This window comes from Streptomyces sp. NPDC055013 (assembly GCF_053608645.1).
The window spans coordinates 70,525-92,992 of the sequence record NZ_JBSGVW010000004.1; the positions used below are offsets into that span (position 1 = coordinate 70,525).

At 66.8% G+C, this 22,468-nt stretch carries 19 protein-coding genes and 2 pseudogenes; 6 read left to right on the forward strand and 15 right to left on the reverse strand.

The window, feature by feature from the left end; genetic code table 11:
- Positions 1–145: 145 nt before the first annotated feature.
- Positions 146–361 (reverse strand): hypothetical protein, encoded by a 216-nt coding sequence (locus tag ACWGDB_RS06790; RefSeq protein ID WP_453821420.1) that lies wholly within the window; start codon positions 359–361, stop codon positions 146–148.
- Between the two features lie 1,327 nt (positions 362–1,688).
- Here ACWGDB_RS06790 and ACWGDB_RS06795 point away from each other — a divergent pair.
- The gene (locus tag ACWGDB_RS06795) at positions 1,689–2,378 is read left to right on the forward strand and encodes a hypothetical protein (RefSeq protein ID WP_453821421.1); all 690 of its coding nucleotides are present in this window, start codon (positions 1,689–1,691) and stop codon (positions 2,376–2,378) included.
- 464 nt (positions 2,379–2,842) lie between these two features.
- On the opposite strand, the gene ACWGDB_RS06800 is transcribed toward ACWGDB_RS06795, so the two are convergent.
- The 3 genes from ACWGDB_RS06800 to ACWGDB_RS06810 all read right to left on the reverse strand — a co-directional run bounded on the left by ACWGDB_RS06800 (position 2,843) and on the right by ACWGDB_RS06810 (position 4,372).
- The gene (locus ACWGDB_RS06800; RefSeq protein ID WP_453821422.1) at positions 2,843–3,478 is read right to left on the reverse strand and encodes a hypothetical protein; all 636 of its coding nucleotides are present in this window, start codon (positions 3,476–3,478) and stop codon (positions 2,843–2,845) included.
- Positions 3,479–3,581: 103 nt separating this feature from the next.
- Entirely contained in the window at positions 3,582–3,707 is a 126-nt protein-coding gene (locus ACWGDB_RS06805; RefSeq protein ID WP_453821423.1) for a hypothetical protein, read from the reverse strand.
- Positions 3,704–4,372, reverse strand: a complete 669-nt coding sequence (locus ACWGDB_RS06810) for a hypothetical protein (RefSeq protein WP_453821424.1) — start codon at positions 4,370–4,372, stop codon at positions 3,704–3,706. The genes ACWGDB_RS06805 and ACWGDB_RS06810 overlap by 4 nt, the downstream gene beginning before the upstream one ends.
- 356 nt (positions 4,373–4,728) lie before the next feature.
- Between ACWGDB_RS06810 and ACWGDB_RS06815 the strand changes: the two are divergent.
- Positions 4,729–4,896, forward strand: a pseudogene (locus ACWGDB_RS06815) (IS30 family transposase); the annotation flags it as partial.
- A 78-nt stretch (positions 4,897–4,974) separates the two neighbouring features.
- On the opposite strand, the gene ACWGDB_RS06820 reads toward ACWGDB_RS06815, so the two are convergent.
- Positions 4,975–5,436: a hypothetical protein gene (locus ACWGDB_RS06820; RefSeq protein WP_453821425.1), complete on the reverse strand. Its 462-nt coding sequence runs from the start codon at positions 5,434–5,436 to the stop codon at positions 4,975–4,977.
- A gap of 556 nt (positions 5,437–5,992) precedes the next feature.
- Between ACWGDB_RS06820 and ACWGDB_RS06825 the strand changes: the two are divergent.
- Positions 5,993–6,187 (forward strand): annotated as a pseudogene (locus ACWGDB_RS06825) (IS5/IS1182 family transposase); the annotation flags it as partial.
- Between the two features lie 16 nt (positions 6,188–6,203).
- Here the strand turns inward: ACWGDB_RS06825 and ACWGDB_RS06830 are convergent.
- The 6 genes from ACWGDB_RS06830 to ACWGDB_RS06855 all read right to left on the reverse strand — a co-directional run bounded on the left by ACWGDB_RS06830 (position 6,204) and on the right by ACWGDB_RS06855 (position 12,794).
- The gene (locus tag ACWGDB_RS06830) at positions 6,204–6,563 is read right to left on the reverse strand and encodes a DUF6463 family protein (RefSeq protein WP_453821426.1); all 360 of its coding nucleotides are present in this window, start codon (positions 6,561–6,563) and stop codon (positions 6,204–6,206) included.
- 157 nt (positions 6,564–6,720) lie between these two features.
- Complete coding sequence (locus tag ACWGDB_RS06835; RefSeq protein WP_453821427.1) at positions 6,721–7,536, reverse strand: nucleotidyltransferase domain-containing protein; 816 nt, start codon at positions 7,534–7,536, stop codon at positions 6,721–6,723.
- A gap of 155 nt (positions 7,537–7,691) precedes the next feature.
- Entirely contained in the window at positions 7,692–8,405 is a 714-nt protein-coding gene (locus tag ACWGDB_RS06840) for a DUF1275 family protein (protein WP_453821428.1), read from the reverse strand.
- Positions 8,406–8,569: 164 nt separating this feature from the next.
- Positions 8,570–8,812, reverse strand: coding sequence for a transposase (locus tag ACWGDB_RS06845; RefSeq protein WP_453821429.1), 243 nt, complete (start codon positions 8,810–8,812; stop codon positions 8,570–8,572).
- Positions 8,813–9,145: 333 nt separating this feature from the next.
- Entirely contained in the window at positions 9,146–11,278 is a 2,133-nt protein-coding gene (locus ACWGDB_RS06850; protein WP_453821430.1) for an NB-ARC domain-containing protein, read from the reverse strand.
- 16 nt (positions 11,279–11,294) lie between these two features.
- A complete protein-coding gene (locus tag ACWGDB_RS06855) occupies positions 11,295–12,794 on the reverse strand; it encodes an HAD-IA family hydrolase (protein ID WP_453821431.1) in 1,500 nt (499 codons plus the stop codon).
- Positions 12,795–13,936: 1,142 nt separating this feature from the next.
- On the opposite strand from ACWGDB_RS06855, the gene ACWGDB_RS06860 reads away from it, so the two are divergent.
- Positions 13,937–14,563: a hypothetical protein gene (locus ACWGDB_RS06860; protein ID WP_453821432.1), complete on the forward strand. Its 627-nt coding sequence runs from the start codon at positions 13,937–13,939 to the stop codon at positions 14,561–14,563.
- Positions 14,564–14,598: 35 nt separating this feature from the next.
- On the opposite strand, the gene ACWGDB_RS06865 is transcribed toward ACWGDB_RS06860, so the two are convergent.
- From ACWGDB_RS06865 to ACWGDB_RS06875, 3 genes are all read right to left on the reverse strand, one after another.
- Positions 14,599–15,075: a helix-turn-helix domain containing protein gene (locus ACWGDB_RS06865; protein ID WP_453821433.1), complete on the reverse strand. Its 477-nt coding sequence runs from the start codon at positions 15,073–15,075 to the stop codon at positions 14,599–14,601.
- A gap of 1,029 nt (positions 15,076–16,104) precedes the next feature.
- Positions 16,105–17,220: a hypothetical protein gene (locus ACWGDB_RS06870; protein ID WP_453821434.1), complete on the reverse strand. Its 1,116-nt coding sequence runs from the start codon at positions 17,218–17,220 to the stop codon at positions 16,105–16,107.
- A 714-nt stretch (positions 17,221–17,934) separates the two neighbouring features.
- Complete coding sequence (locus ACWGDB_RS06875; RefSeq protein WP_453821435.1) at positions 17,935–18,501, reverse strand: TetR/AcrR family transcriptional regulator; 567 nt, start codon at positions 18,499–18,501, stop codon at positions 17,935–17,937.
- A 37-nt stretch (positions 18,502–18,538) separates the two neighbouring features.
- On the opposite strand from ACWGDB_RS06875, the gene ACWGDB_RS06880 reads away from it, so the two are divergent.
- Positions 18,539–19,426, forward strand: coding sequence for an SDR family oxidoreductase (locus tag ACWGDB_RS06880; RefSeq protein ID WP_453821436.1), 888 nt, complete (start codon positions 18,539–18,541; stop codon positions 19,424–19,426).
- A 503-nt stretch (positions 19,427–19,929) separates the two neighbouring features.
- Here the strand turns inward: ACWGDB_RS06880 and ACWGDB_RS06885 are convergent.
- Complete coding sequence (locus ACWGDB_RS06885; RefSeq protein WP_453821437.1) at positions 19,930–20,469, reverse strand: hypothetical protein; 540 nt, start codon at positions 20,467–20,469, stop codon at positions 19,930–19,932.
- A gap of 1,002 nt (positions 20,470–21,471) precedes the next feature.
- On the opposite strand from ACWGDB_RS06885, the gene ACWGDB_RS06890 reads away from it, so the two are divergent.
- The gene (locus tag ACWGDB_RS06890; RefSeq protein WP_453821438.1) at positions 21,472–22,431 is read left to right on the forward strand and encodes a Dyp-type peroxidase; all 960 of its coding nucleotides are present in this window, start codon (positions 21,472–21,474) and stop codon (positions 22,429–22,431) included.
- Positions 22,432–22,468: the final 37 nt, after the last annotated feature.

A 22,468-nucleotide genomic window follows, 5' to 3' on the forward strand; every position in this document is an offset into this window, starting at 1 on the left:
CCAGGACATAAGTCGGGAGCGGTGTCCAAGGAGAACAGGTAAGGGGCCTGACCTGCGGATATGCTGACTGCTGCGGTGGCAGCAAGACAGGGAGCCCTCGGCTGATGGCCGAGGGCTTCTACGCACGTGCACTACGACGCGGCAGTCACCCCGCTCGTTCAAGGGTCAGTTCACTGCGAGTGGGCTCGGTTCGCCACATCGCTGCCAGCGAGGGACAGGACTCGATGAACCGGCGCATCTCCCGGAGTGCGGCAGTCCTGCGGGGACCGATCTCGTCGAAGTCATACCCGGTGTCCTGATGCCCGAGGCTGTCGAGATCGGCCCATGCGGGGTCCTCGGTGAAGACGAGTTGCAGTTCCACCTTCCAGTACTCGGGCTGCCACTCGGGATCATCACGTCCGCCGGCCCCCCTGTGACCGCCAGCAGTCGCCCGAAGGACAGCGCCGGCTGGGCGTCGTTCCAGTCCCACCGACCCCATTCCGCGATGACGCCGTCGCCGTCCTCCTCCGGCCGCTCGATCCCGTCCACCTCTATCTGGCAGAACTCGCCGAAGGCGTCCCAGGCGACATCGACATCGCGTACGGCAGTGGGTTCGATCCCACGCTGACGCAAGATCTGCGCGAAGACTCGACGCTTGATCTCCATGAAATGGGCATGCGGGATGCTACTGCGGTGCTCCCCTTTGCCAAGGGTTCTCCGGAGCTATGGCGCACGGTGCACGCTTTCCAACTGTGTTGGTGGGGTGATGGGCTGGATGCGGGGGCGTTCAGCTGGGTTCATGGGCGACTGGGCCGTCGGCGTGGGGACGGCTCCGGATCCCGAAAAGAAGGGGCGTAGGGCTCCCGGGAAAACTCGACCAGGGCCACGCACTTCATGAACTCCCGGCGCCGGGGATGCGAGGGGTCCAGGGCGAGTGCTGTGGCCGGTTCACGGTCCCCCTGGGCCCGGAGGTCGACTGCCCGACGGGAGGCCTCGACGCGTTCAGGGTCAGCTCAAACCCCGACGGGGGCTCCACCAACCCGCGCCGCTTCAGGGCCTCCTGACGGGTCTCGGGGATCACGCCGCCTTTCCCTACGCCACGCCAACGTCCGCTGGTGGCGCTTCCGGCGGGCCGCCTCGCGAGGGTGCACGACCTTACGAGCCCAGAGCTTCCGTCCGTCCGTACATGACCTCGAAGAGCCGGCCGTCCCCTTCCATCTTGGCCACCAACCTCTTCCTTCTCCGGGGCCGCCTTCTGCTCCCCCGCGACCTCCAGGGCCTCGTCGACGTACAGCTTGGCCCCCTGACAGGTGTTCCTGACCGACGGCGGAACGCCAACTCCTCGGCCGACAAGGGGCGATGGATGCGGCGCCACTCGTCGGCGTAACGGAGGTCGGGCTTGGACATTCGGGCGTCCAGACACGTGGCGGTTCCTCGGCCACGATCGCTTCGATGCGATGAGCGAGCCGCGCCGGGAACTGTTCCGGGCGTCATGTGCCTCTCGTGCGAGGAGCTGACCCTCGTGCGGTACGTCCCCGGCGACTGTGCGGCCGAGCGCCACGATTGCCCCTCCGTGAAGCTCGACCAGAGGGACTACGACGGGCTGGTCAGGGCTCAGGCCCGTGCCCACGATTCCGGAAAGCCTAACCACCAGTCGGACTTGACGTGATCAGCCCCACGGGGATGGTCCCGTATGCATGATGATCTGCGTGGGAGAACTCTGGAACGCAATCACGTCCGACTTCGGCACAGGTCTGATCGGTGCGCTCGTAGGTGGCGGCTTCACGCTCCTCGGGACCTGGTGGCAGTCGAGGAAAGGTGACGCTGCCGCTCACCTGGCCCAGACACGGGCCACAGCCCAACGAGGAGTGGAAGCAGCAACCACACTCGCGATCACCATCCAGCGCCAGACGTACCGGGAGCACGGGACGTTCGAGGACCGCGAGGGTTGGGGGCGGGAGCTGATGGCCCATCAATCGAATCTGACAGCGCTCCTGGGACTGCTGCCAGACGATCAGCGCGTCACACGGGATCGGGTCCTCGACCTGTTGGACGGCGTCCAGCACTGGGACGGGCGGGTTGTGTGGGAGGAGTACCGCATCCAGACGACGATCTTCCTGGGCGAGATGGCGGTATGGCTCGTAGCACTGGCCCGTGGTTCCGAGCCTCCTGAGCAAAATGACATGACCCAGATTGTTGCCGAGCGGATCTTGGACCATCGCCAGGGCAGGTTGGAGGACGAACGGGAGGCGCTGGTCATGCGAGCCGAGATGTACGAGCTGGACGAAGAAGAACGTGAACGGGTTCGGGAGATCGACGCCGCCCTGGAAACCATTGAGCAGGAGCGAAGAGCCCTCGCGCAGAACCAGGTGAATCACGTCCAGATCGCCGCGCCATGACACCCGTCAGACCGAGCACGAACGACGCGCCGACCATCCGGCTGGACTACCAGATCCAGGCCCAGACCAAGAGCATGTACGCGGTACCGAACGGAGACCGCGGGAACAATGTCCTTCGTGGGGGATCTTGGGACTCCGAGGGCTATGTACGGCGCAGTCCCAGGTCGCCCCTCAGCCTGCCCACGGATCCGCAGGGCCTCGGTGAGGCCGCCCCGCGTCTACTTGAGCGAACGCGAAGACGTCGAAGGCGGCGGGACCGCCGTGGCGCGCTCCCGGGGCCGTCACGGTTCAGTACTGCGGACAGGTGCGGGTCCGGCCGGGACTGTCCACGCACCTCTACGGCGCGCGGCACGAGTTGGGCGTGGAGAAGGAGGCGATGGGGAGCGTCGATCCCGAGGACACGTGGGCGCGCACCCCGAACCAACTGCAGCGCTGGAGGGGCCGCCTGCGATCACGGCGACGGCTCATCGCGGCTGCTGCCCTCTGACGAGCACAGTGGGCAGTGACGCGTCGAGGATCAGATCACGCGGCAGCGCCAGTTCGAAGCGCTGTTCCAGAACGGTGAGAGAGGCACGGTGCGCCGTGTCCCTCTCGCTCTCCTCCGGGATTCCGGCCGCGACGATGTCAGCGCGGATGAGGTCGGCGCCGGGGCCGGTGATCTCCTGCGACCAAGTGTGCATGTACATGTCGAAACAGCACACGTAGTGGTCGTCGTGGAAGTAGGCGAATGCGGGTGGCGGGACCTTCGAGTTCTGCTTCTCGTAGTAGAGCTCGAAGACGTGCACCCCGTCTCGGGATGTCCCGTCGTGGTACGCGGGCCCGAGGAGGGACGGCCAGTGGCCATAGGCAAGGGCGAAGCCCAGGCCGGCGTGGTCGCCGTAGCGGACGGCGATGCTGTCGGCGTCGCCGCGCTCCGCGTCGAGCCCGTCGATGAGCTCTTCGGCCTGCGGCCCGGTGGTGGCCTGGACCGGTACGGGGCCGCCGGGAGCGGCGAGGCGGGCGGCGAGCTGTTCGCCGGTCAGGCTCCGGGCCAGCTTGATGTAGTAGCCGAGCCACGAGATGTCGTCGTCGGCTATCCATGTGATCCCGCCGGAACTCACTGCGTGTCTCCGTTCTCCGGTGTGGCGCGGCCCGGGGTCGGCCCTGTGCCCGGCCCCGGGCCGCACATGCGGCGTGCGTCAGTATGTGTGCGTCAGAATCGTGCTACCGGATGTCGCACTTGATCGTCGGCTTCGAGGCGTCGCACTTGTCGAAGCCCGGCGTCCTGACGAAATACGTGTCCTGATCGATCAGCCGGAGATCCTTGGCGAACGTGGGGAAGCGGCTCAACTCGCCGCGAAGGTGAACTCGTCACAGGACGCCTTGTCGCTGGCGGAGATGTCGGTCACCGGTGTGGTACCCGGGTGGCCGGATTTGGCGGCCCAGCTGTCCGGGCAGATGACTCTGCGGTTGGCGTCGGGGTCGCGGCCGTACTTGTTGCGCTCACCGTGCTCGCCCGTATCGCCCCTGCGGTCGGGGAGGTAGCTCAGTGGCGCACCTTCGCGGATCTTCGCCTGGATCAGCCAGGCGTGCGCGGCGGCCGCCGGGGTCTTGGCGGTGTTGAACACATAGCCGGGCATGCAGTCCCGGAACACGCAGCCCGCCGGGGAGTACACCATGTCGCAGCGCACGAACACCGGGTTGCCGAGGAAGCCCTGACTGTTGTCTGTGGGGAACGTCTCCGGCACCGAGGTGGAGAACGTCGCGTACGGTGCGAACGCCAGCGCCTGGGAGAGGTCGGAGTCCTTCTTCCCGGACTCGTCCGGCACCCTGCCGGACCACTGCACGGTGGCCGTCGCGGTCTCCTCGTGGGGGTCGATGTCGTAGGAGCCGCCCCACATCAGGTTGCCGTCCCAGGCGTAGGAGGGTTTGTCCGCGCATCCGGCGGAGCGCTGCGGGGGACGGCAGGCGTGGGAGCCGTGCCCACCGCTGCCGACATCAACGCCGGTTGGCACCCCGCGAACTTCGCTGCCGCGCGCGAACTCGTCCGCGACAACATCAATGCAATCCTCCAGCCCACCGGCCCCCGCGGTGAAAGGCACGGGCTACTCTGGCTATACCCGTTGGCGCCCGAGCCCATCCTGGGCTGCGTGCCCGGCCAGCCTGCGGCGCCTGGTGAGCAGGCGCCGGCCAAGAAACCCGCCGAGCGGCCGGGGCACCGCTGAACTCCCCGATCAGTGCGCCGAGTTGCTTGCCGGGCCAGGAAACCGTCCCGGCAGCGCGATCCGGCTGCGAGCGGCCTCGGCAGCCTCGTGGGGACAGTCCTGGGCTCTGTTAGTGAGCGGCACTACGGTCTCGGGACAGGGCGTGAAGCGTCAACGGCCTGCTGCGCCAGTCCTGCCCCAAGGAACCGACCTCTGCCCTGCATACCCGCGAAGACCCTTGTATGCCGTCGCCACCAAAGTCGACAGCCGCCCACACGAGAACGCTCGGCTGGGAGACCCCAGCCGAGCGTATGTCCAAGCTGCTCGCGGCCTGATCAACTCACCGCGTTGTTGCAACGACCCCCGAGAGTTCGCCGTGAGGGAACTGCTCGTTGGTCGCGGCCTAGCGGCCGCTAGCAGAAGCGGGTGTCCGGGAGCACGTTGTCGGGGTAGTCAATGTAGTAACTGGCCATCCATCCTTCGAAGTTGGGCGTGAGGATGTAGACCCAGTACGGGTTGCCGCCCACTGTCTGACTGCCGACCTTCTGGCACCAGACCTCGAAGGAGACGCCCGGGTTCACCTGCCCCCGGATGTTCGGGCAGTTGGCCGTGGACGGCGACATTCCGCAGGTGGTGACGCTGGCGTTGTTGTGGCGCACGTTCACGTTCGTGGCCCAGGTGGAAAAGGCGCGCTTGATGGAGACATCGCCTTCGCTCTTGCCTGCGACCGCGGGCCGGAGGCCGTACGTCACGGTGTCGGGGACTCCCGCAGGGACGGTTGCGGCCGCGGTCTGCATTTGACCGGCGTCGGCAAGCGGTGCCATCGCGAACACCACCGCCAACGCCATCAACACGCCGAGAACAGCTCTACGCATCACAACTCCTTGATCGAAGGGACAACCTGATCCCGGCCCTGCCGCTCCTGACGAGCGCCCTTTGTACGTTCGGCCGGGCGGCTGCGGGCAGCAGCTGACGGCGACCTGCCAGCAGTCCGGACGTTGCCGATCCCGCTGGGGCGTCGGTGCAGTAACCGGCCGGAGGGCCGCCGTCGCGGCCCGCGGTGAGCCCCCGTAACCCCGTGACGGGTTGCCGCCCACGCTCGATGCGGCCTGCTGCCGGCAACACACCCAGCCGGGCGGAACCAATTGCCGTGAAGGGCCGGCCACAAGTCCAGCAACCCGTCCGACAGGCCTCCACTGCGTTGAAGCGGCCAGGAACCCGCTGTGCTGGAAAACGGCTCGCACCATAGGGGTTCACGGATCCATCGCACTCCTCGCGACCGGGACGACAGGGGCGTCATGCGCGCAAGACTAGAAAAACGCAGGCAGGAAAGGACCCTGACAGATGTCAGGACCCCCAGGCCATGCCGAGGGCCCGAGGATCCAGGCCGACCGGCTCCCGCCCGGTCCCCCTCCACACAAAAGGAGCCACCGGCTACGTCGCGGCAGCCGGGGCGGCAAGCCACCGGCCTTCGAGCGTGAGACCTACAAACTGCGCAACACCGTCGAGCACACGATCAACCGCTTGAAACAGTGGCGAGGCATCGCCACCCGCTACGAGAAGAACGCAACCACTTACCTGGCCGGACTCCCTATCGCAGGCATCTTCCTCTGGTCTGCACGATGACCTTGAACGCAACGGCTTAGCCGCGCAGCGACCTGCGCAGCAGGAGGCCGCCGATCCCCACCAGGGTAGGGAATCCGCTCTTTGGCATGGCCGCGGTGCCCATCACGCCGACGGCGGTGAGAACGACGCCCGCGGCGCGCTGGGCCGGAATGTCCTTGTGCTCCTCCGCGGACCGGAGCAGCCGGCCGCCCATCCACAGGGTGGGTGCAGCGGCCATGAACCAGAAGGCGGCGGCGCGATCGCCCCGGTCGGGCACGGAGTTGAGAAGGTTTCCGCGAACCATGTCGGCGAACACATCGCGGTAGATCACGGCGCCGATGGCACCGTGACCGACGCCGACAACCTGGAGCCAGTGTCCTGCTGAATGTCGCTTCATGGCCTCATCGTATGGGCCGGCCTGGGCGTCCCCGGGGGCCGGGCCTGCAGGCTCGTGTCAGCAGGAAGTAAGTGGTCCCGTCGAAGGGACCGTGGAACAGAACACTGCCCGCTGATCCAGACGAAGGCCTTAGTTCTGCCGCCGATCATGGACGCTGTCAGAACTCGAGCTGTTCACATACCTCGGCAGCCAGTCGATCGGCGTCATCGATCGCGGCGGTGAGAGTATCCGGGGTGGTGCCGAGCGCGGAGAACAGTCCGTGGGCCCGCTCGGCGAAATCGGTAGGCCCGACGGCAAGTTCTCCGGCGGCCCGAACCATCCCCTTCTCGTTGAGGACCCAACACCTGGCCTGAGCATGGAGGGCCTGCGAGAGAACCCCAACTGCACGAAAAAGGCAACCCGCGACATAGAAGACGTCGCCGTGAGCCGCACCCTTGCGGGCGCCAGTCAGGATAAACGGCGTCTCCCAGCGCGCGTTGGTGATGAGCGCTTCGCGCAGCGGTTGCGGATAGCTGCGAGTCTGCCGGTGCAGGGTCTGCAGCTCACCGCTCGGATCGGCGAGGATGCGTCCAAGGGCCACCTCACCAACGTAGGCGTGGGAATAGAACCCCAGTGGGTGGCCGGGCTGGACGCCTACCGCGAATTGCCCGTCCTGGCACTGCCGCCAGATTCGATGCACCCGGTCCAGATCTCGGTAGATCCAGTCCACGGGGTGACCGTTGATGGTTAGCCAGGCACCGCCGTCCACCCACGGCCCCCAGCCACCCGGCTCAGTCACGTCGACCGGCTCGCCGGTCAGCTCGGCCGCGAGCAGGCGCAGGGCATCAGTGTCGAGGGGTGGCCGGTAGTACAGGCCCAGATCGTAGTCGGATTCAGGACGATGCGTGCCCCTCGCCCGGCTGCCTCCCAAACACACTCCGACAACGCCACTGACGGCGGTCAACCGATCCGCGATCTCAACCAAGCGATCCACAGCCCGGATTCTGCAGAACCTCGCCACCTCCTGCGACCGAATTACCAGGTGCCCTCAGCCTCGGCGCAAGTACATGTGCAGCAAGCAACGATCTGACGCGGCCGTGCGGGGCACCAGGCTTGGGCATTCGAGTGGGGCGGGTGCCGGCCGGGGCTTCAGGACACGTCGTTGATGGCAGGCCGAGGCATGAAGAGGGAGAGACAAGCTGTGGCGATCGCGGCCAGGACGAGGACGACCGGTGGGAACGCGCCCCACGCCGGGGCATGCTTCAGCAGGGCGGCGGAGAGGGCGGCGCCCGCAATGAACCCGACGAAGCGCAGCGGGACCCAGATGCCCGGCCGACCGGTTCTGACGCCCTTGGTGATGAAGGTGGCCAGAGTGCCCGTCAGGTATGTGGTGGACGCGGCGGCGTGGCTGGCGGCGACCATCGCGGCAGACTGCGAGCCCATGACCAGTGCAGCCCCGCATTGCAGGACGTCCCGTGCCCTCTCGCCGGGCGCGCCACCGGTCAACCCCCAGAACAGCGCGCCGACGGCGAGCAGAAGCACGTCGACACCGAGGACGAGCATGACCCGCCGAGGCCAGCGGGTGGTGCGGTCGGTGCAATGGCGGGTAAACAGTGCGACGACCAGTACGCCGGCGGCGAAGCCCCCGAGTGCCAGCGCTGCCGCCTTCACGCCCGCGGCCTCGGCCCGGCCTGCAGCCATGCCGAGAAGGGCGAGGTTACTGGTCATGACTCCGGCGAAGACCCTGTCGAGTGCGAGGAAAGATACGGCTTCCACTCCACCGGACGCGGCCACCAGCAGCACCACGGCGATGCGCAGAGATCGTCCATAGCTGCTGGCCTTCGACTGCGCCTGCTGGTCCACAGCTCCCCCGAAGGCTCGTCGCTCAAGGCGGTCACTCAAGGTCAGCCATCGTAACTCCGCTGCTTTGCTGGGCCCGGAACAGCACACGGGCCCGGACTGCACTTTCACTTACGAGTTGGTGCGTGGTAGCGGTTGGGCCGTGTTCGGCCTGGTCGAGGCCTGTTTCAGGCGGTGACGGTGCGGTCGGAGACGAGGCCGGCGATGGCTCGGTAAGTGTCGGGCAGACGGTCGCGGCGATGGGTCCAGCGCATCAGTTGTTTCCAGCGCTTGTGATCGGTCAGGGCGTGTTCGACCGTGATGCGGTCGGAAGAGTGGCCGTGACGTTCGGTTTCCCATTGCTCGACTCTGCCGGGCAGCACTCCGGGCCGTGGGCCTGGGCGGGGTAACGGCTTGTCCTGGATGGTCACGGCTCAGGCCCAGGTAGCCGTCATCGAGGAGCACTTCGACCAGGTCGAAGTGTTGGAAGCAGTCGGTGATACCCGCCACGCGAGCCGCCGTCGCATCGTGCATCCGCCCTGGCCGCAAACCGTCAGTCCACAAGGAGTCATAACCCTGACGGGCACTGCTACTCGCCTCAGCGCCTGCGGTCTCCGCTGACTACGTGAGGGACCAGCAGTGGGGCCTGGACATCTTCGCGATGGAGGACACCTGGGCCCAGACGCAAGGAAACTCGGTGTCTCCTGCTGCAGTGGTGGTTTTCCTGACCAGTGCCGGACAGCCCGCTTCATGAGAGCGTGAGGTTAGACACGAAGCCCTAGGATGCGGCGTCGGCCGCGGTTGGGCAGGCCAGCCAGGAAAGCGCGGCATTCGGCAATGCCCCGCTCGCTGCCGATGCGGTCGAAGTACGTCTCGGCTTCTGCGGCCAGGCTCCGACCCCGGGCATGGTTCCCGGAGGCCGCTTCTGTCCGGGCGAGAGTGTGGAACGCTTTTCCGGCGTCCTCCCACCATCCGCACTCCAGCGCCTGGTCACGACTCTCAGTTGCGTAGGCGCGGGCCAGGCCCAGGTCGTCGGCGGCGAGGGCGATGTTGGCGAGAATGCCCATGGACCGGACCTTCTCGATCACCTCGCCCTCGGCGTCGGCGCGCGACAGGGCTTCCTGGGCGAGGCTCTCCGCTTCCTGGGCGTGGCTCGACAGGGCCCGGGTCTCCGCGAGGTCGTTCAGCAGTCGGCAGATACCGTGGACGTTGTCGCAGGTCCTCATAACCTCCAGGCCCCGGCCGAAGTGTTGTAGAGCTTGGTCGGTGTGGCCCGATTCGCGGGCCAGATAGCCGGACAGCCGTAAGAGACTGCCCAGTTGGTACGAGGGTCGGTCCACGGCGACAAGGCGTTCCGCCTGGCGTCGGTAGTAGGTGGCCCGGGTTGGCCGTCCCATGAAGAAGGCCATGTAGCCGAGGTAGGTGAGGAACCGGGCCTGGGCTACCACGTCGCCGCATTCCTCCGCGGACGAGGCGCCCGTCTCCCACGCCCACACCGCGTCAGCCCAGAGGCCTCGCGCGTGCAGGTAGTAGCCAAGCCCACCCACCAGGTTCCGTACGTCTTCGTGGGCGCCTTCCTGACTGCTCCGTGCGATCAGGTAACGGATGTTGGGCCACTCCAGGTCGATGGAGGCGTACTGTGTGGCCCGCACGTGCTGGGTCCGCTCGTCACCGATCAGTCCGCTCAGGTACTGCACCTGGTATCGCGTCGCGCGCCCGAGTATGGCGTTGTGGTCACCTTCGTCGGACGGCATCAGATGCCGGCGTACCAGCGGGTGCATGTCCCAGGTTCCGTCCCGGCGTTGCAGCAGCGAGAGACGCACCAGGTCGTGGAGCGCCGCACGGACGGGTTCCTGGTCGGCGATGCCCGCTGCCCCGGCGGCCAGTCCCAGGGTGACCGGGGCGGGCAGAGCGGCGACGGCGTGCATGACCTCCACTCGCCCGGGCCGGACCGCCACGCGCTCGAGGATGCCGTTGAAGGAGTACCGGGTCAGGTCGTCGTGGCCGGACGATAGGTCCTCGACGACCTCGGCGAGGGTCATGCCCAGGCGGATTCGTGCCGCGGACCAGACAATGGCGAGCGGGAGACCGCCCGTCAGGCTGATCAGGCTGTCGACGGCGGTGCCCGTGTCGATGCCGGAGTCGAGGGTCTGGGACACGAGTTGCCGCAACAGGCTCCGGGACTCTCCTGCCGGGAGATTGCCGAGGCTCACGGAGACCGCCACGTCGATGCGGTAGCGCGTGGTGACGATCGCCTTTGTGGGTGCGGGCAGCTCCCTCAGGAAGGATTCCACGCTCACGTCGTTGATCGTCTCCATGTTGTCCACGATCAGCAGCGTTCGCTGACGCTTGAGCGCGTTGCGGACGATTTCCACACGGTGGTCCTCGGGAGCGCGAGTGATGTCTTCGCGGCCCAGGCAGATGGCGATCGTCTCGAAGATGTCGTCCAGCGTCCGGTGCCGCCACGGGCGAATCTGGGTTCCTCGCGCGGTGAGCAGGTTCTCCTTCGCGGAAACCCAGATGACAGCGTCGAACCTCTCACTCCGGTCGAGCTTGAGATGGTTCACCACGTAGTATCGCGCGACCTCCAGAGCGAGGGCAGATTTCCCGCTTCCGCCGATCCCGTCCAGGGCCACGACAGCGTGCTGAGAATGGGGATAGGGACGGAGGACGGAGATGATCCGGTCCATTTCCCTGTCGCGCCCGAAGAGTTCCGCGTAGTCCGGTGAAGGCAGATTATCGATCTGCCGCTCGGACGCTTCCTCCCGTTCCGATCGGACACTGTGGCGCCGACGCCTCTCCACGTACCAATCCACGGCCGATCGTTGCCCGAAGAGGACCAGATAGACGAAGCCGAGAACACCTACGATCACCGGAACGGCGACTTCTAACGACATGATCCCCCCGTTGTGATCACTCGCAGATGAAATGTGCGTTCTTTCTGGCGATCAGGAATATTCCTATCCCCCGACGACTGCGGGACCCCAGCAGTCGTGTCTCCAGAAGCGTCAGCTCTTCCACGATTCGGCCGGTCAGACGGGAGATCCATCGCAGGCGCAGCAGCGCCCGGGCGGCCGGGGCCGCGAGACGGCTGCGTTCGATGCCGAAGGCCAGCCAGTAGAACAGGAACCAGCGGCTGCCGGCAGAGACCTGGTGGAAGCCGGCCCGCTCGGCCGCCTCCGTCAGGACATCCACGGTGTACTCGCGGATGTGCCCGGCCGAGAAGCTCTTGCGCTGGATGCCGCGGAACAGCGGCCAGGTGGCCTCGACGCTGTTGGGGACCGTGAGCACGAGCAGGCCCCCTGGGCGGGTCACCCGTGACAGTTCAGCGAGCACGGCGTCGGGATCGGGTACGTGCTCCAGCAGTTCCGCGCAGAGGGTGAGGTCACTGGTGGCGTCACTCAAGGGCAGCCGCGAAGCGTCCGCCTGGACCGAGGCCGGCCCGGGGAGTCCACCGGACAGCGAGGACCCCCGCTTCAACGCCGCCTGGGTCAGGTCGATGCGCAGCACCGGGCAGTGGAACAGCCTCGTCATGGCCATTGCGTGGAAGGAGCTCCCGCAGCCGACGTCGACGGCGAGCGACGGCGTGGGGGCGGCAACGGCACGGTGCAGATACCGGACGAAGGAGCGGTTCTCCGAGTGGTACCAGTACGGGAGCCTCGTTATCCGGCCCGTCGTCTTCTCGCGCTCTCGACGCTCGTAGACCTGCCGGTACTCGCGGCTGGTGCCGCCGCTCGGGCGCCGGCCCGCCGCGGCGTCTTCGACGACCTTGAGCACGTCCCTGAGGTCGTCGACCAGGTAATCCGCGGCCGAGAGATCTTGACGCAGGACGGACGGCTTGCCCACCGTCACCAGTCCGGCGGCCTTGCCCAGGGTGATGCCCTGCGTCATGTCCTCCACCAGCATGGTGCGCATCGGCTTCAGACGCAGGTCGCGCAGGATCCCCCACAGAGCCTCCGGATCGGACTTGGGGACCTTGGTACCCCGGGCGGCGACGACGATGTCGAAGTACTGCTCCCATCCGAAGTGGCGGATACAGGAACGGAGACAGGAATCGAGCTGATTGCTGAGAATGGCGACTTTCAGACCGGCTCTCCTCGCGTCCCGCAAAACCTCGGCCGCTCCTTCGACGGGGCGGACACTGAGAAGATTCTTCTCGAAGTACGCGGCAAAGACTTCGGGAGCTTGCCGCATGGAACGCGCCGGAACTCCCTGGTCCAGGTACAACTGCCGCCAGTCGTCGAGGATTCCGGACTTCCATTGTTCGGCCGTGAGCGGATGTCCCCCCAAAGCAGCGATCGCACTCGTGTGGGCTTGAGCCACCGCCTCGATCTCATCGGCCAACACGCCGGACCAGTCAAAGACGATACCGTCGATCGGGTGGCCGCCCAAAGATGACGTCATGTCAGGCATGCTAGGACACCGGGCCCGGGCGCAACAGCGTGCGTGCATCGCGGGTCGCACGGTGTTAGTGGGGACGAAGTGATCTCCGGGAATTCCCGGGATGGCCGAAAGGGGAATTCCTGAGGCCGCGCCAAGGCCTGTCCCGGCGATCTGCCAACGTGAGCACGATTCCAGGGCGCGCCGCACTTGGCGAGGGCTGGAGTTCAGCGGCCGGTGCACTCTCGCCGCGCCCCAGAGGGTGCCCTCACCGTGACTCCGGAGGATGCGCAGAACAACAGGGCCGCCTTCACGTCGTCAGCCTCCACCGGCGAAGACGCGTCGTTCGGGTCCCGGTCACCGAACTCCCTGTCGGAACATGGCGCGGCGAAGTCCGGCTCGGCAACTGGGCGCTCCCCCTTCCTGAGCTCCCCCAGAACCTCGCCGCAGCCAAGTGGCTCCGCTGTCCCCTCCCCTGATAGGCCCACCTGGCGCCGTCGAGGGATTCGCCCTGTAGGTTGCGAAGACCGACCTCGGCAGGACTGCGACCTGGCGCGTCTAGCCATAAGTGACCGTGCCGCGATCCCAGATGACGATGGAGGACCTTGGCCGGGTTCACCGGGCCCGGCGCGCTCCGTCGGCTGGGGAGGGACGGCCGGTCCCCTTGTGCTGAAGGGCCACCGGAGGGGACCCGTCGGCCTGCGCAGTCGCGGCCCTCTCCTAGTCGGCCGACCGGCCCAGCCGGTTAGCGGTACAGATCCGGGCTCGCGGCCTGCGTCGCCCGCTGAGCATCCACCGTCATACGCAGGCGGCCCCCAAGTTCGCGCTCGTCATTTGGCCACCACTTGATATCGATCTTTCGCACCCTGGGGACTGGCCACACGATTTAGAGACCGACGAGGTGTTCTTGCAACTGCCCCCATCTCAGGGCCAGCCGCGTTCCGTCGTACTGCCTCGCGGACACCAGGCAGCGGCATTGTGAGACTGTCTCAAGAGTAAGAAGACACCATCTGGCACGAACAACCGGCGCTGTTCGTGCGTACCATCTGTACGCCGAGGCATCCTGCGGCACTTGCGGCACCCTGCCGGGCCGCCGGTACCTCGCCAAATGAGGCGCGCCACGCACACGTGGCACAGCCCCACAGGACATACATGCGCCGAGGAAGGTCAGCCCCATGCCTCAGACAGCAGCCCCCGCCACAGAACTGACATCCCAATACGTCGCCCAGGTGAGCGGCGACCTCGAACGCAATGTGAAAGAGCAGGAACGTATCACTGCGGAGATCGCATCCCTGCAAGAGCAGCTTGCCGCCGTGCAGCACGACCACACGGTACTGGTGAACGTGCAGCAGGCGCTCGGCGTCACCCAGGCGCCGGCCGAGCCCACGGCAGAGGCCGCGAGCGCCGCGGTGCCCTCCCCCCGGCAGAAGTCCGGCAACACGGCCCGCGGCGGGAAGAAGGCCCGGAAGTCCACCGCCACGCCGAAGAAGGCTGCGCATAAGCAGACCGAAGCCAAACCGGCGGATGCCGCAAAGGCGGCCCAGCCCACCCTGGTCGAACTCATTCGCCGCCACCTCCTCGAGCTGAAGGAACCGCGCTCGGCTGCGGAAATCTCTGCGGCGCTCGGCCAGGCCCACCCCGAACGCCAGTTCGCTGACAAGGTCGTGCGGGTCACGCTCGAGGGGCTCGTGGCCAAGAGCCAGGCGGAGCGCACCAAGCAAGGAAGGTCCGTCTTCTACACCGCCCCCAAGTCGGCGAAAGCACCTGCGGCCGAGGCACAGCCCGCAGAGGCTGACCGCTGACAGCACTGTGTGAAGAGTCGATTGCTCAGGAGCGGTCAGCGCGGGCGCCAGGTGCAGACCTCAAGGTGGACTATCTGGGCGCCCGGACGGATGCGTCCGGTCTCGACCAGCCACTGATGCACGGCAGAGGTGGCATCGCCGCCTGCGACATCCACGCGGCAGGCGACATAGGCGGCGTCGAAAGCCGCCAGTCCGGGCGGAGCCGTAGGAGCGTTCCTCGGTGTGGTCGGCCGCATGATTGCCTCGCAGCGGATGCCGGGTGAGCCGGCGCGACTGCCGGAATGGTGCACATAGCTGGTCTCGGCGAGGCGGACGGTGAATACCGGGCGCAGGCCCAGGCGGGCGGCTTCGACGATCAGGGCACGCAGGCGGGCAGAGCCGGAGGCGATGGGCCGGGCGCCGACGCAGCCGGTTCCGGATCGGGTCGGGGTGATCAGGAAGGCCGCAATGGGTGCCCAGGAGCGGGCGCCGGAGACAGTGGTGCGCCGGAGGGTACGGCGGGGTGTTGACATCGCGAGGTGCCTTCGGGCCACGCGGCCCGTCCGGGGGTGGGTGGTGTCAGAAGGAGAACCATTTAGTCGTCGCCGACTCCGGACCGGTAGGCGTCGTCACCGCTGCGCTTGGCCCTTTGGCTGCAGCAATGAAGGGCATGGGGTAGTCGAAGGGGCTTCGAGGACGACGGCGGCTGCCTCGGGGACCAGGCGGGCTGCCGTCGCTGTCCCTCGTCGGCGGAGTCGTCGACGACCTCATGCACCAAGGCCTGCGTCCGTTCACCTCAGATGAGGACGGGGCCCGGTGCGCCCCGGGCCCGCTGCCAGGCCTACGCCCAACCCAAGCAGGCCGACCGTGCAGGGCTGGGCGAGTTCGGCGGTGCGTCAATCGAGCTAACCGCGCATGATGGTGGCCATGGCGACGCCATCGACGACGAGATCGACCTGGTACCGCTGTTCCAGACGTTTCTGGACGAAAAATTTCAGGGTATGGCGGCGCAGGCGGCGCTGATCTCTCTGGCGCCGCAGCCGAGGCCGCCTTCGCTGTCGGCGAGCCAAGGGCCAGCGTCAAAGCAGTGGCGGTCTGCTCAGGTCTGGCCGTCCACGTCCTTTGGATGCCGGCAGCGCGCGCGGGGGACCTCAAACCGAGATCAGGGTCGGCGGCATCGACGAAGGTGTTCACACAGGACTCGTTGCCAGTGCCGCGGTCACGCGGGCAGAGACAGAGGTGCGGGGTCGGTGGCGGATCGAGCTGCCCCAGGCAACGGTCTCCCACGAACCAGTCACGCCCCTGGGGCCGCAGCCGGTACCCGCCCTGCGCAATATCGCCGCAGCCTCGTGCTGCGCCCGGACGACCAGCACCGCTGCTTCTGCCAGCGCCTTCGTATGCTCATCAGTACGTTCGGTCGACTTCACGTCGTCAGACATCCACACCCCTGCTCCGGATGGTCAGGGCTGACGCCGTATCAGCGGGCCGAAGCCGAGGGGCGGGACACCCGGGAGTGCGCGGCGCCCCGCCCGTTGCTGCGCATTACTTCACTCCATTGGCCGTTAGTCAGGCATGTGCGCGCAGAGCCGCTCGCGCAGGGCCACCGCCGCTTCCCTCACTTCGGGTGGTTGCCTCTCGTCGCAGAGTCGGTCAAGCTCAGCGACCAGCGCACTCTCCCCGCTGTGCGGCGAGGCCGGCAGCCCTTCGCCCGACGAGGCCTGCTGAGCCCCAGCCGTGCTGCGGGCGCGGTCAGGCGGAGCAGCCTGTTCACTCCCCTGCTGCGACCGACCGTAGAGGAGGTCATGGACTGCGTCCTCGACGCTCGCGCCGGTTGCATCGCTCTCCGCAACGCGTTCCACACAACCCAGCAGCAGGGCAAGTGCCGCGGTGCCGAAGATGCAGCGCTGCTGAGCGGTATCGATGCTGACCAAAGCAGGGTTGCTGATGCGGCGCAGCGCAAACCCCGATGCCAAGGCGGCGAGCATTCCGGCAAAGTCATCCAGGCTCACGCCGGGCCGCAACTGCAGGCCGCGAGCGAGAAACATCTCCTGATACACCTGTTTCCAGGGCTCCATGGCGCCCTGGTGGTTTGCCGCAAGAGCATCCTGGATCACCTCGTCGCCCTCCGCGGCGGCCGTGGCGATGAGCTCGAGGCGGAACGTAGGGCCGTCCACGATGGTGGTCAGGTCGTAGAAGCACAGCCGATGCGCCGCTTCCACGAACTCCGGTCCTTCAACGAGTCGTTCGGTGTCAGGCGCGATCCGCGAGTCGTAGAGCGCGGGCTCATGTAGCGACCACAGCCCGAAGTTGAGCAGGTCGGCGATGTAGTCCGAGTGCGACCTCCAACTGCACCGCAGAGTTGCGGGGGTGCCCACGCGGGTGAAGGGCGGCGGGTTGTTGGCCAGTTCGGCCACCACAGCACGCTGGGACAGGAAGCTGAAGAGCGGCCGCCCCAGAGAGTTGTCGTCTTCCGGATCATTGAGTACTCGCTGCGCCCCGGGCCCCAGATGACGGCGAATCAACTGCATGCCCGCAAGCACATAGGAGGCGGTCACAGGATCGTTGGCCAGTCTCTGCCTGCTGAAGGGCGTGCGCCGGTTCATCCGAACCAACACCGCAGACAAGTTCTGGTTGTAGGGGTAGGGCAGCTGGTCCTTGACAGGTCGCTTCTGGTCCATCCCGTCATCGTCCCGGCAAACGACGCCGTCCAACAGGCGCGCAGCTGCGCGGTGGTTGGCGCGTCCTGCCTGCCGCGTCGGCTCAGCAGCGCCAACGCACTGAGAGACCTGTACTCGGAGGCCTGGCCACCTATAAAAGCACTGCACGAGCGGTACTACGCAAACCCAGCAGCCCTGGAGGCCCACCATGCTCGATCCGACCAGCTCAGACACTCCACCTCCCCGCCGCAGCGACATCCTTGCCTGGGTAGCCTTCCTCACTGCAGTGTCGAACCTGATCAACGCTCTCCACGGATGGTGGTAGCAAGACCCCCAACGCCAGCGGACGGTGGTTCGGGATCACTTTCAGCGGTGCAGTGGCGGAGTCGGGCGCTGGTCGGCGTGATGGGCCATCAGCTGCTCCCGGTCGACGAGGCGCGCCGAGACCCAGAGGGTGTCCTGGGCCTGGATCTGAGCAGGTCGGTGGAGGTGGGCCGCAGATGGCCGGTCACGGCGCGTGCTCTCGGGGCTCTGGTGAGGTGGGGTGGGTGCGGGCCTTCAACGTCTCGCGGGTGTGCCCCAGTCGGGCGGTGGTGCGCGGGTGGCATCAGGTCGGGCAGGGCCAGTGGCCACTGCGGCCGCACAGCCGCTATCTGATCGCTCCTGCTGGCACCCGCAGTTGCCACCCCCCGAGTTGGGTGATGCGACCAAGTCACGCCGGGTTAGTTCGGGCCGCTACTTGGGCTGCTCGCATACCGCTCGGCGAAGAGTTCGGCGGATCAGTTCGTCCACCCCGTGCCGCGGCACAAGTCCGTCGTCGGCGGCTTGCAGGCCCGTGTAGACGGTGCTCCAGATCATCAACTGTATCCACTTCGCGGGAACTGCCGAATCGAGTGCCCCTTCACGCTGGCCTCGTTCGATCTCGGCGAGGATCAGCTCGTCGACCTCTCTTGCGATACCGGCGTCAACGTCAGAAGGCGTTCCTTCGGTGGTGGTGAACAAGAAGCTCATCCGATCACCGGCGTGCACCATCGCAGTGATGATCCGTTGGATCACCGCGAACGCCGGCTCTCTGGCGGGGCCTGCATGCTCGATGGCTGCTCGTAGCGTTTTCCACGAGTCGGTGATGAGTGCTGTGTGAAGGACCTGACGGTCGGAGAAGTACCGGTGAATGGTCGCTCGCCCCACGCCGGCGACAGCGGCAATGTCTCCAAGGCCGACGGTGGGATCACGAGACCACTGCGCCGCTGCGGCGTCGAGGATCGCCTGCCGGGTCCGTGCGCGTTGAGGGGAGAGGCCCATTGCGTGATGATACATCGACGTCTTATTGTGAGAATCAATGTCTCATTTAGAGAAGATCCCTCCCATCGTTGTCACAGGGGCTACTGGGGCGATCGGCCGCCTGGTTGTCGCAGGACTCCTTGACGCGGGTCACACGGTGAGCGCAATATCGCGGCACCCGCAACGCGCCTCATTCCCGGATAGTGCGGACGTGGTCTTCGGCGACCTGGACGACCCGTCCACACTCGGGCGCGCATTCGACGGTGCCGCGCAACTCGTCCTGATCGCGGTCCCTGAGACCGTTGCTGCGGTCGTCTCTCGCGCAAAGCAGGCGGGCATCGAGCACGTGGTCGTAGTCTCTTCCGCCGCCGTGACGGCTGGCTACGACACCTCGTACAACGCTGTCGTCGAGCAGGCCGTCATGTGCTCGGGGCTGGATTGGAGCATCGTGCGGCCCGGTGAGTTCGCGACAAACTCACTCCTCATATGGGGGCCGGCGATCAAGTCAGACCGCCGCGCTGTGGAGCCCTTTCCTGATCAGCTCGGGCATCCCGTCCATGAGGCCGACATTGCCGACGTCGTCCTGGCCGACCTGCTCGATCCACGCCGTCGCGGACGGATCGACACAATCATTGGACCGGACAGTCTCACCAAACGTGAACAAGTTGCAGCGATCGCAGAAGCGATCGGAGAACACGTCACGCTCGATGAGGTCTCCGCCGAACAGGCCCACGGCTTCTACCGAGCCCAAGGCGGCTTCGCGGCCGCGAACGCAGACTTCCTGTTCGGCTTCGAGAGCTACGACGGCGTCGACGGCATCTCAGATGAACCCCATGACTCGAGCGCGCGGCACGACGATGCCTACCTGACACTCGACCAGATAACGGGAACTCCAGCTCGCACTTTCCGCCAATGGGCACACGATCACGCCTCAGACTTCATTTGAGCGATGCTCGCACGGGCCGACAGGGGGCAACCGCACTCTCACCTGCGTTTGCCTTGGCCAAGGACACAGGGCCCGGCACGTCGGGACCTGACCATGCACGATGGGGACCAGACCGAGCGGTCCGGGCCCCATCGTGAGTGACATCTACTGTGCTGGATCGAGTCGATCGCATCCCGGGGAACGGATCAGCGCATCGCGTGCAACCTGGCGTGGAGGTGCCCTGCGCGTGGACACGGCTACGCAGTCGCCGCCGGCATCTTGGCCGACCGTGATCCTGGCCTGGTTCCCGATACTGCCGCCTCAGTCACCGGTTCGTATCGCCCCGGGACGGGAGGCCGGCAACCCCTTGTCGACCCGTGAGGAGACGGCCGGGTGAGGGGCAGGGATCGCGTCTACTGCCGTCCCACGGCGCGGCGGGCAGCAGGGCCCGGCCCGGTGGCAGCGGGCCGGGGTCCACCTGACACACGGGACGAGCTGCCACTGCCCCTGGGCCGGTGTGGGGGTCAGTAGTGCTTCCTGTCGACGGCCCGGAAGCTGCCGACAAGCGCGAACGGCACCACGCTGCCGTCGAAAACAACCGTTCCGGGGATTGCGCTGCTGGAGTCTCCGCGCCCGATGGTCGCAATTGCGGCACCGTTGTCGCAGGTAATTCCCGTGAAGAATTCGATCCTCTTGTCAGTTTCGTTCCGGACGTTGAAGCTGGTCGCCGGACTACTGATTACAGCGATGCACTCACCCCCCTTGACCGAGTACGTCCGCTCGTTGACGTAGACCCGTTCGCGGTCGTCATCGTCATCCCTCCAGCCGCCGTGATTCGACCGCCCGTCCCCGCCCGTACGCCCGTCCCCGCCCGTACGCCCGTCCCCGCCCGTCTGGCCGTCTCCACCCATGTCCCCTCCCTGAGGCAAGGAGGCAGCGGCCTCCTGCACCGACGCGGCGGACTCCGGAACGGAATTCGAAGCCGACGCATAGTTCACGGTGGTTGCAGCGACTACGGTGATACCCACCGACAATGCGATCCCGACCACGGTACGCGTACGCATTCCGCTTCTCCCTCTCGCAGGCATAATGCTTTCTCCATCTCTCAGGGATGCCAGCCGACCCGGCCGCCTACGAAAGAACCTGACTCACACCGAAATCTGTCGCCACTTCAGAAATCCGCGACAGACACCAGAACGGGGCCGAACGGGCGTTCAAGAACCCGGATCGACACATGTGACGAACCATCAAAAAGTCACAGCAGAAGCGACTTGGCCATAGCGCTGGGCCGTACGGGGGACTCACTGACACCCCGTCACACTTCTGCGCGCGTGTCGGGCATTGACAACGCTCCGCACGACGACTACGACGCCACCCTCGGACTCCTGCATCTGCCCTGATCAGCGCCTCACAGCAGGAACTGTAGCGGGCGCACACAGCCGCCATGGACAGACTTGCCGACGTCGACGCACGAAGGTCGGATCGCGCATGGTCCAGTCGCAATCGCCGCAGCCACGCAAGGGAAGCTGCCAGAGACCAGGACCATGACACCCCAGCTAGCCGACGACAAGTCAAAAACCCGCGGACAGCACCGGACCGGAGCGCCATCACCCCAGGCCCGACTATCCGCGCCGCCGAAACCCCGGGCCCAGCCATGAGCCAGAAACAGTCCACCGCACGAGACGTACACCTGGCGCGTGAAACGCCGCGGGCGCCAGCGCCTCTGGCGTGTCCGCCGCGGGTGCCCTGACCGCCCACAGCCCCGGACCCGATCCAGACATCGCCGCTGCCCACGCCGGCGGAGCGCACACCTCGGCACTCCTGGCGATCCGACCATCAGGGACTTTGGGGTCTCGTCGCAGCCAGTGAGAAGCAGGTGCCCCGCCCACACACCCAGAGAGGGTTGCCCTGGGCTTGGTCGACGACGACTTCCGACCGCTCAGCCCACGCGGTCGAACGGCAGGCCTGCGGAGCGTGCTCGTGCGGTTTCCCGGGCGACCCTCCACCATGGAGGGGCATCACGCCCTTCGGGACGGATCAGCCGCGCCCGCTGAGGAGGCCGGATCGTGCTTGAGTCGCAGCCCGTGGTCGTGCCGCCGGCCCGAGCCGCGGTGTTCCTCGTGGTCGCCATCGATGCGGGCGCCGAGGACACGGTCAGGGACCTGCTGGAGGACGTCTCGGGTCTGCGCCGCTCGGTGGCCTTCCGAGCCCCCGCCGATGAGCTCACCTGTGTCGTCGGTATCGGCTCGGCGGCCTGGGACCGGCTCTTCGACGGCCCCCGACCGCGCGACCTGCACCCCTTCGTGGAACTGGCCGGCGCACGCCACCACGCTCCGTCCACGCCTGGCGACCTGCTGTTCCATGTGCGGGCACACCACATGGACCTCTGCTTCGAGCTGGCGCGGCTGATCGCGGAGCGGTTGCTCGGCGCCGGCACGGTCGTGGACGAGGTGTACGCCTTCAAGTACTTCGACGAGCGGGACCTGCTCGGCTATGTGGACGGCAGCGAGAACCCGGAGGGCGCGGCTGCGGCCGACGCGGTGTTCATCGGCGACGAGGACCGCGGCTTCAGGGGCGGCAGCTATGTGATCGTGCAGAAGTACCTGCACGACCTTACGGCCTGGCAAGCCCTGCCCACCGAGGAGCAGGACCGGGTCATCGGCCGCACCAAGCTGGCCAACGTCGAGATGCCCGACGACACCAAGCCCGCCGACTCCCATGTCGCCCTCAACACCGTCACCGACGACAACGGCGACGAGCGCAAGATCGTCCGCGAGAACATGCCGTTCGGCACCGTCGGGGAGCAGGAGTTCGGCACGTACTTCATCGGCTACGCCCGGACCCCCGATGTGACCGAGCAGATGCTCAGGCATATGTTCCTCGGCAACGGCCCGGCCACCCACGACCGGATCCTCGACTATTCGACCGCCGTCACCGGCTGCCTCTTCCACGTGCCGACCGTCACCTTCCTCGACGACCTGCCGCCCGCACCCGGCGGGAAGGACGCGGCGACCGGTCCGCCGTGAAGGGACGGAGGAGACCACGCGCTGGGACGAAGCAGAC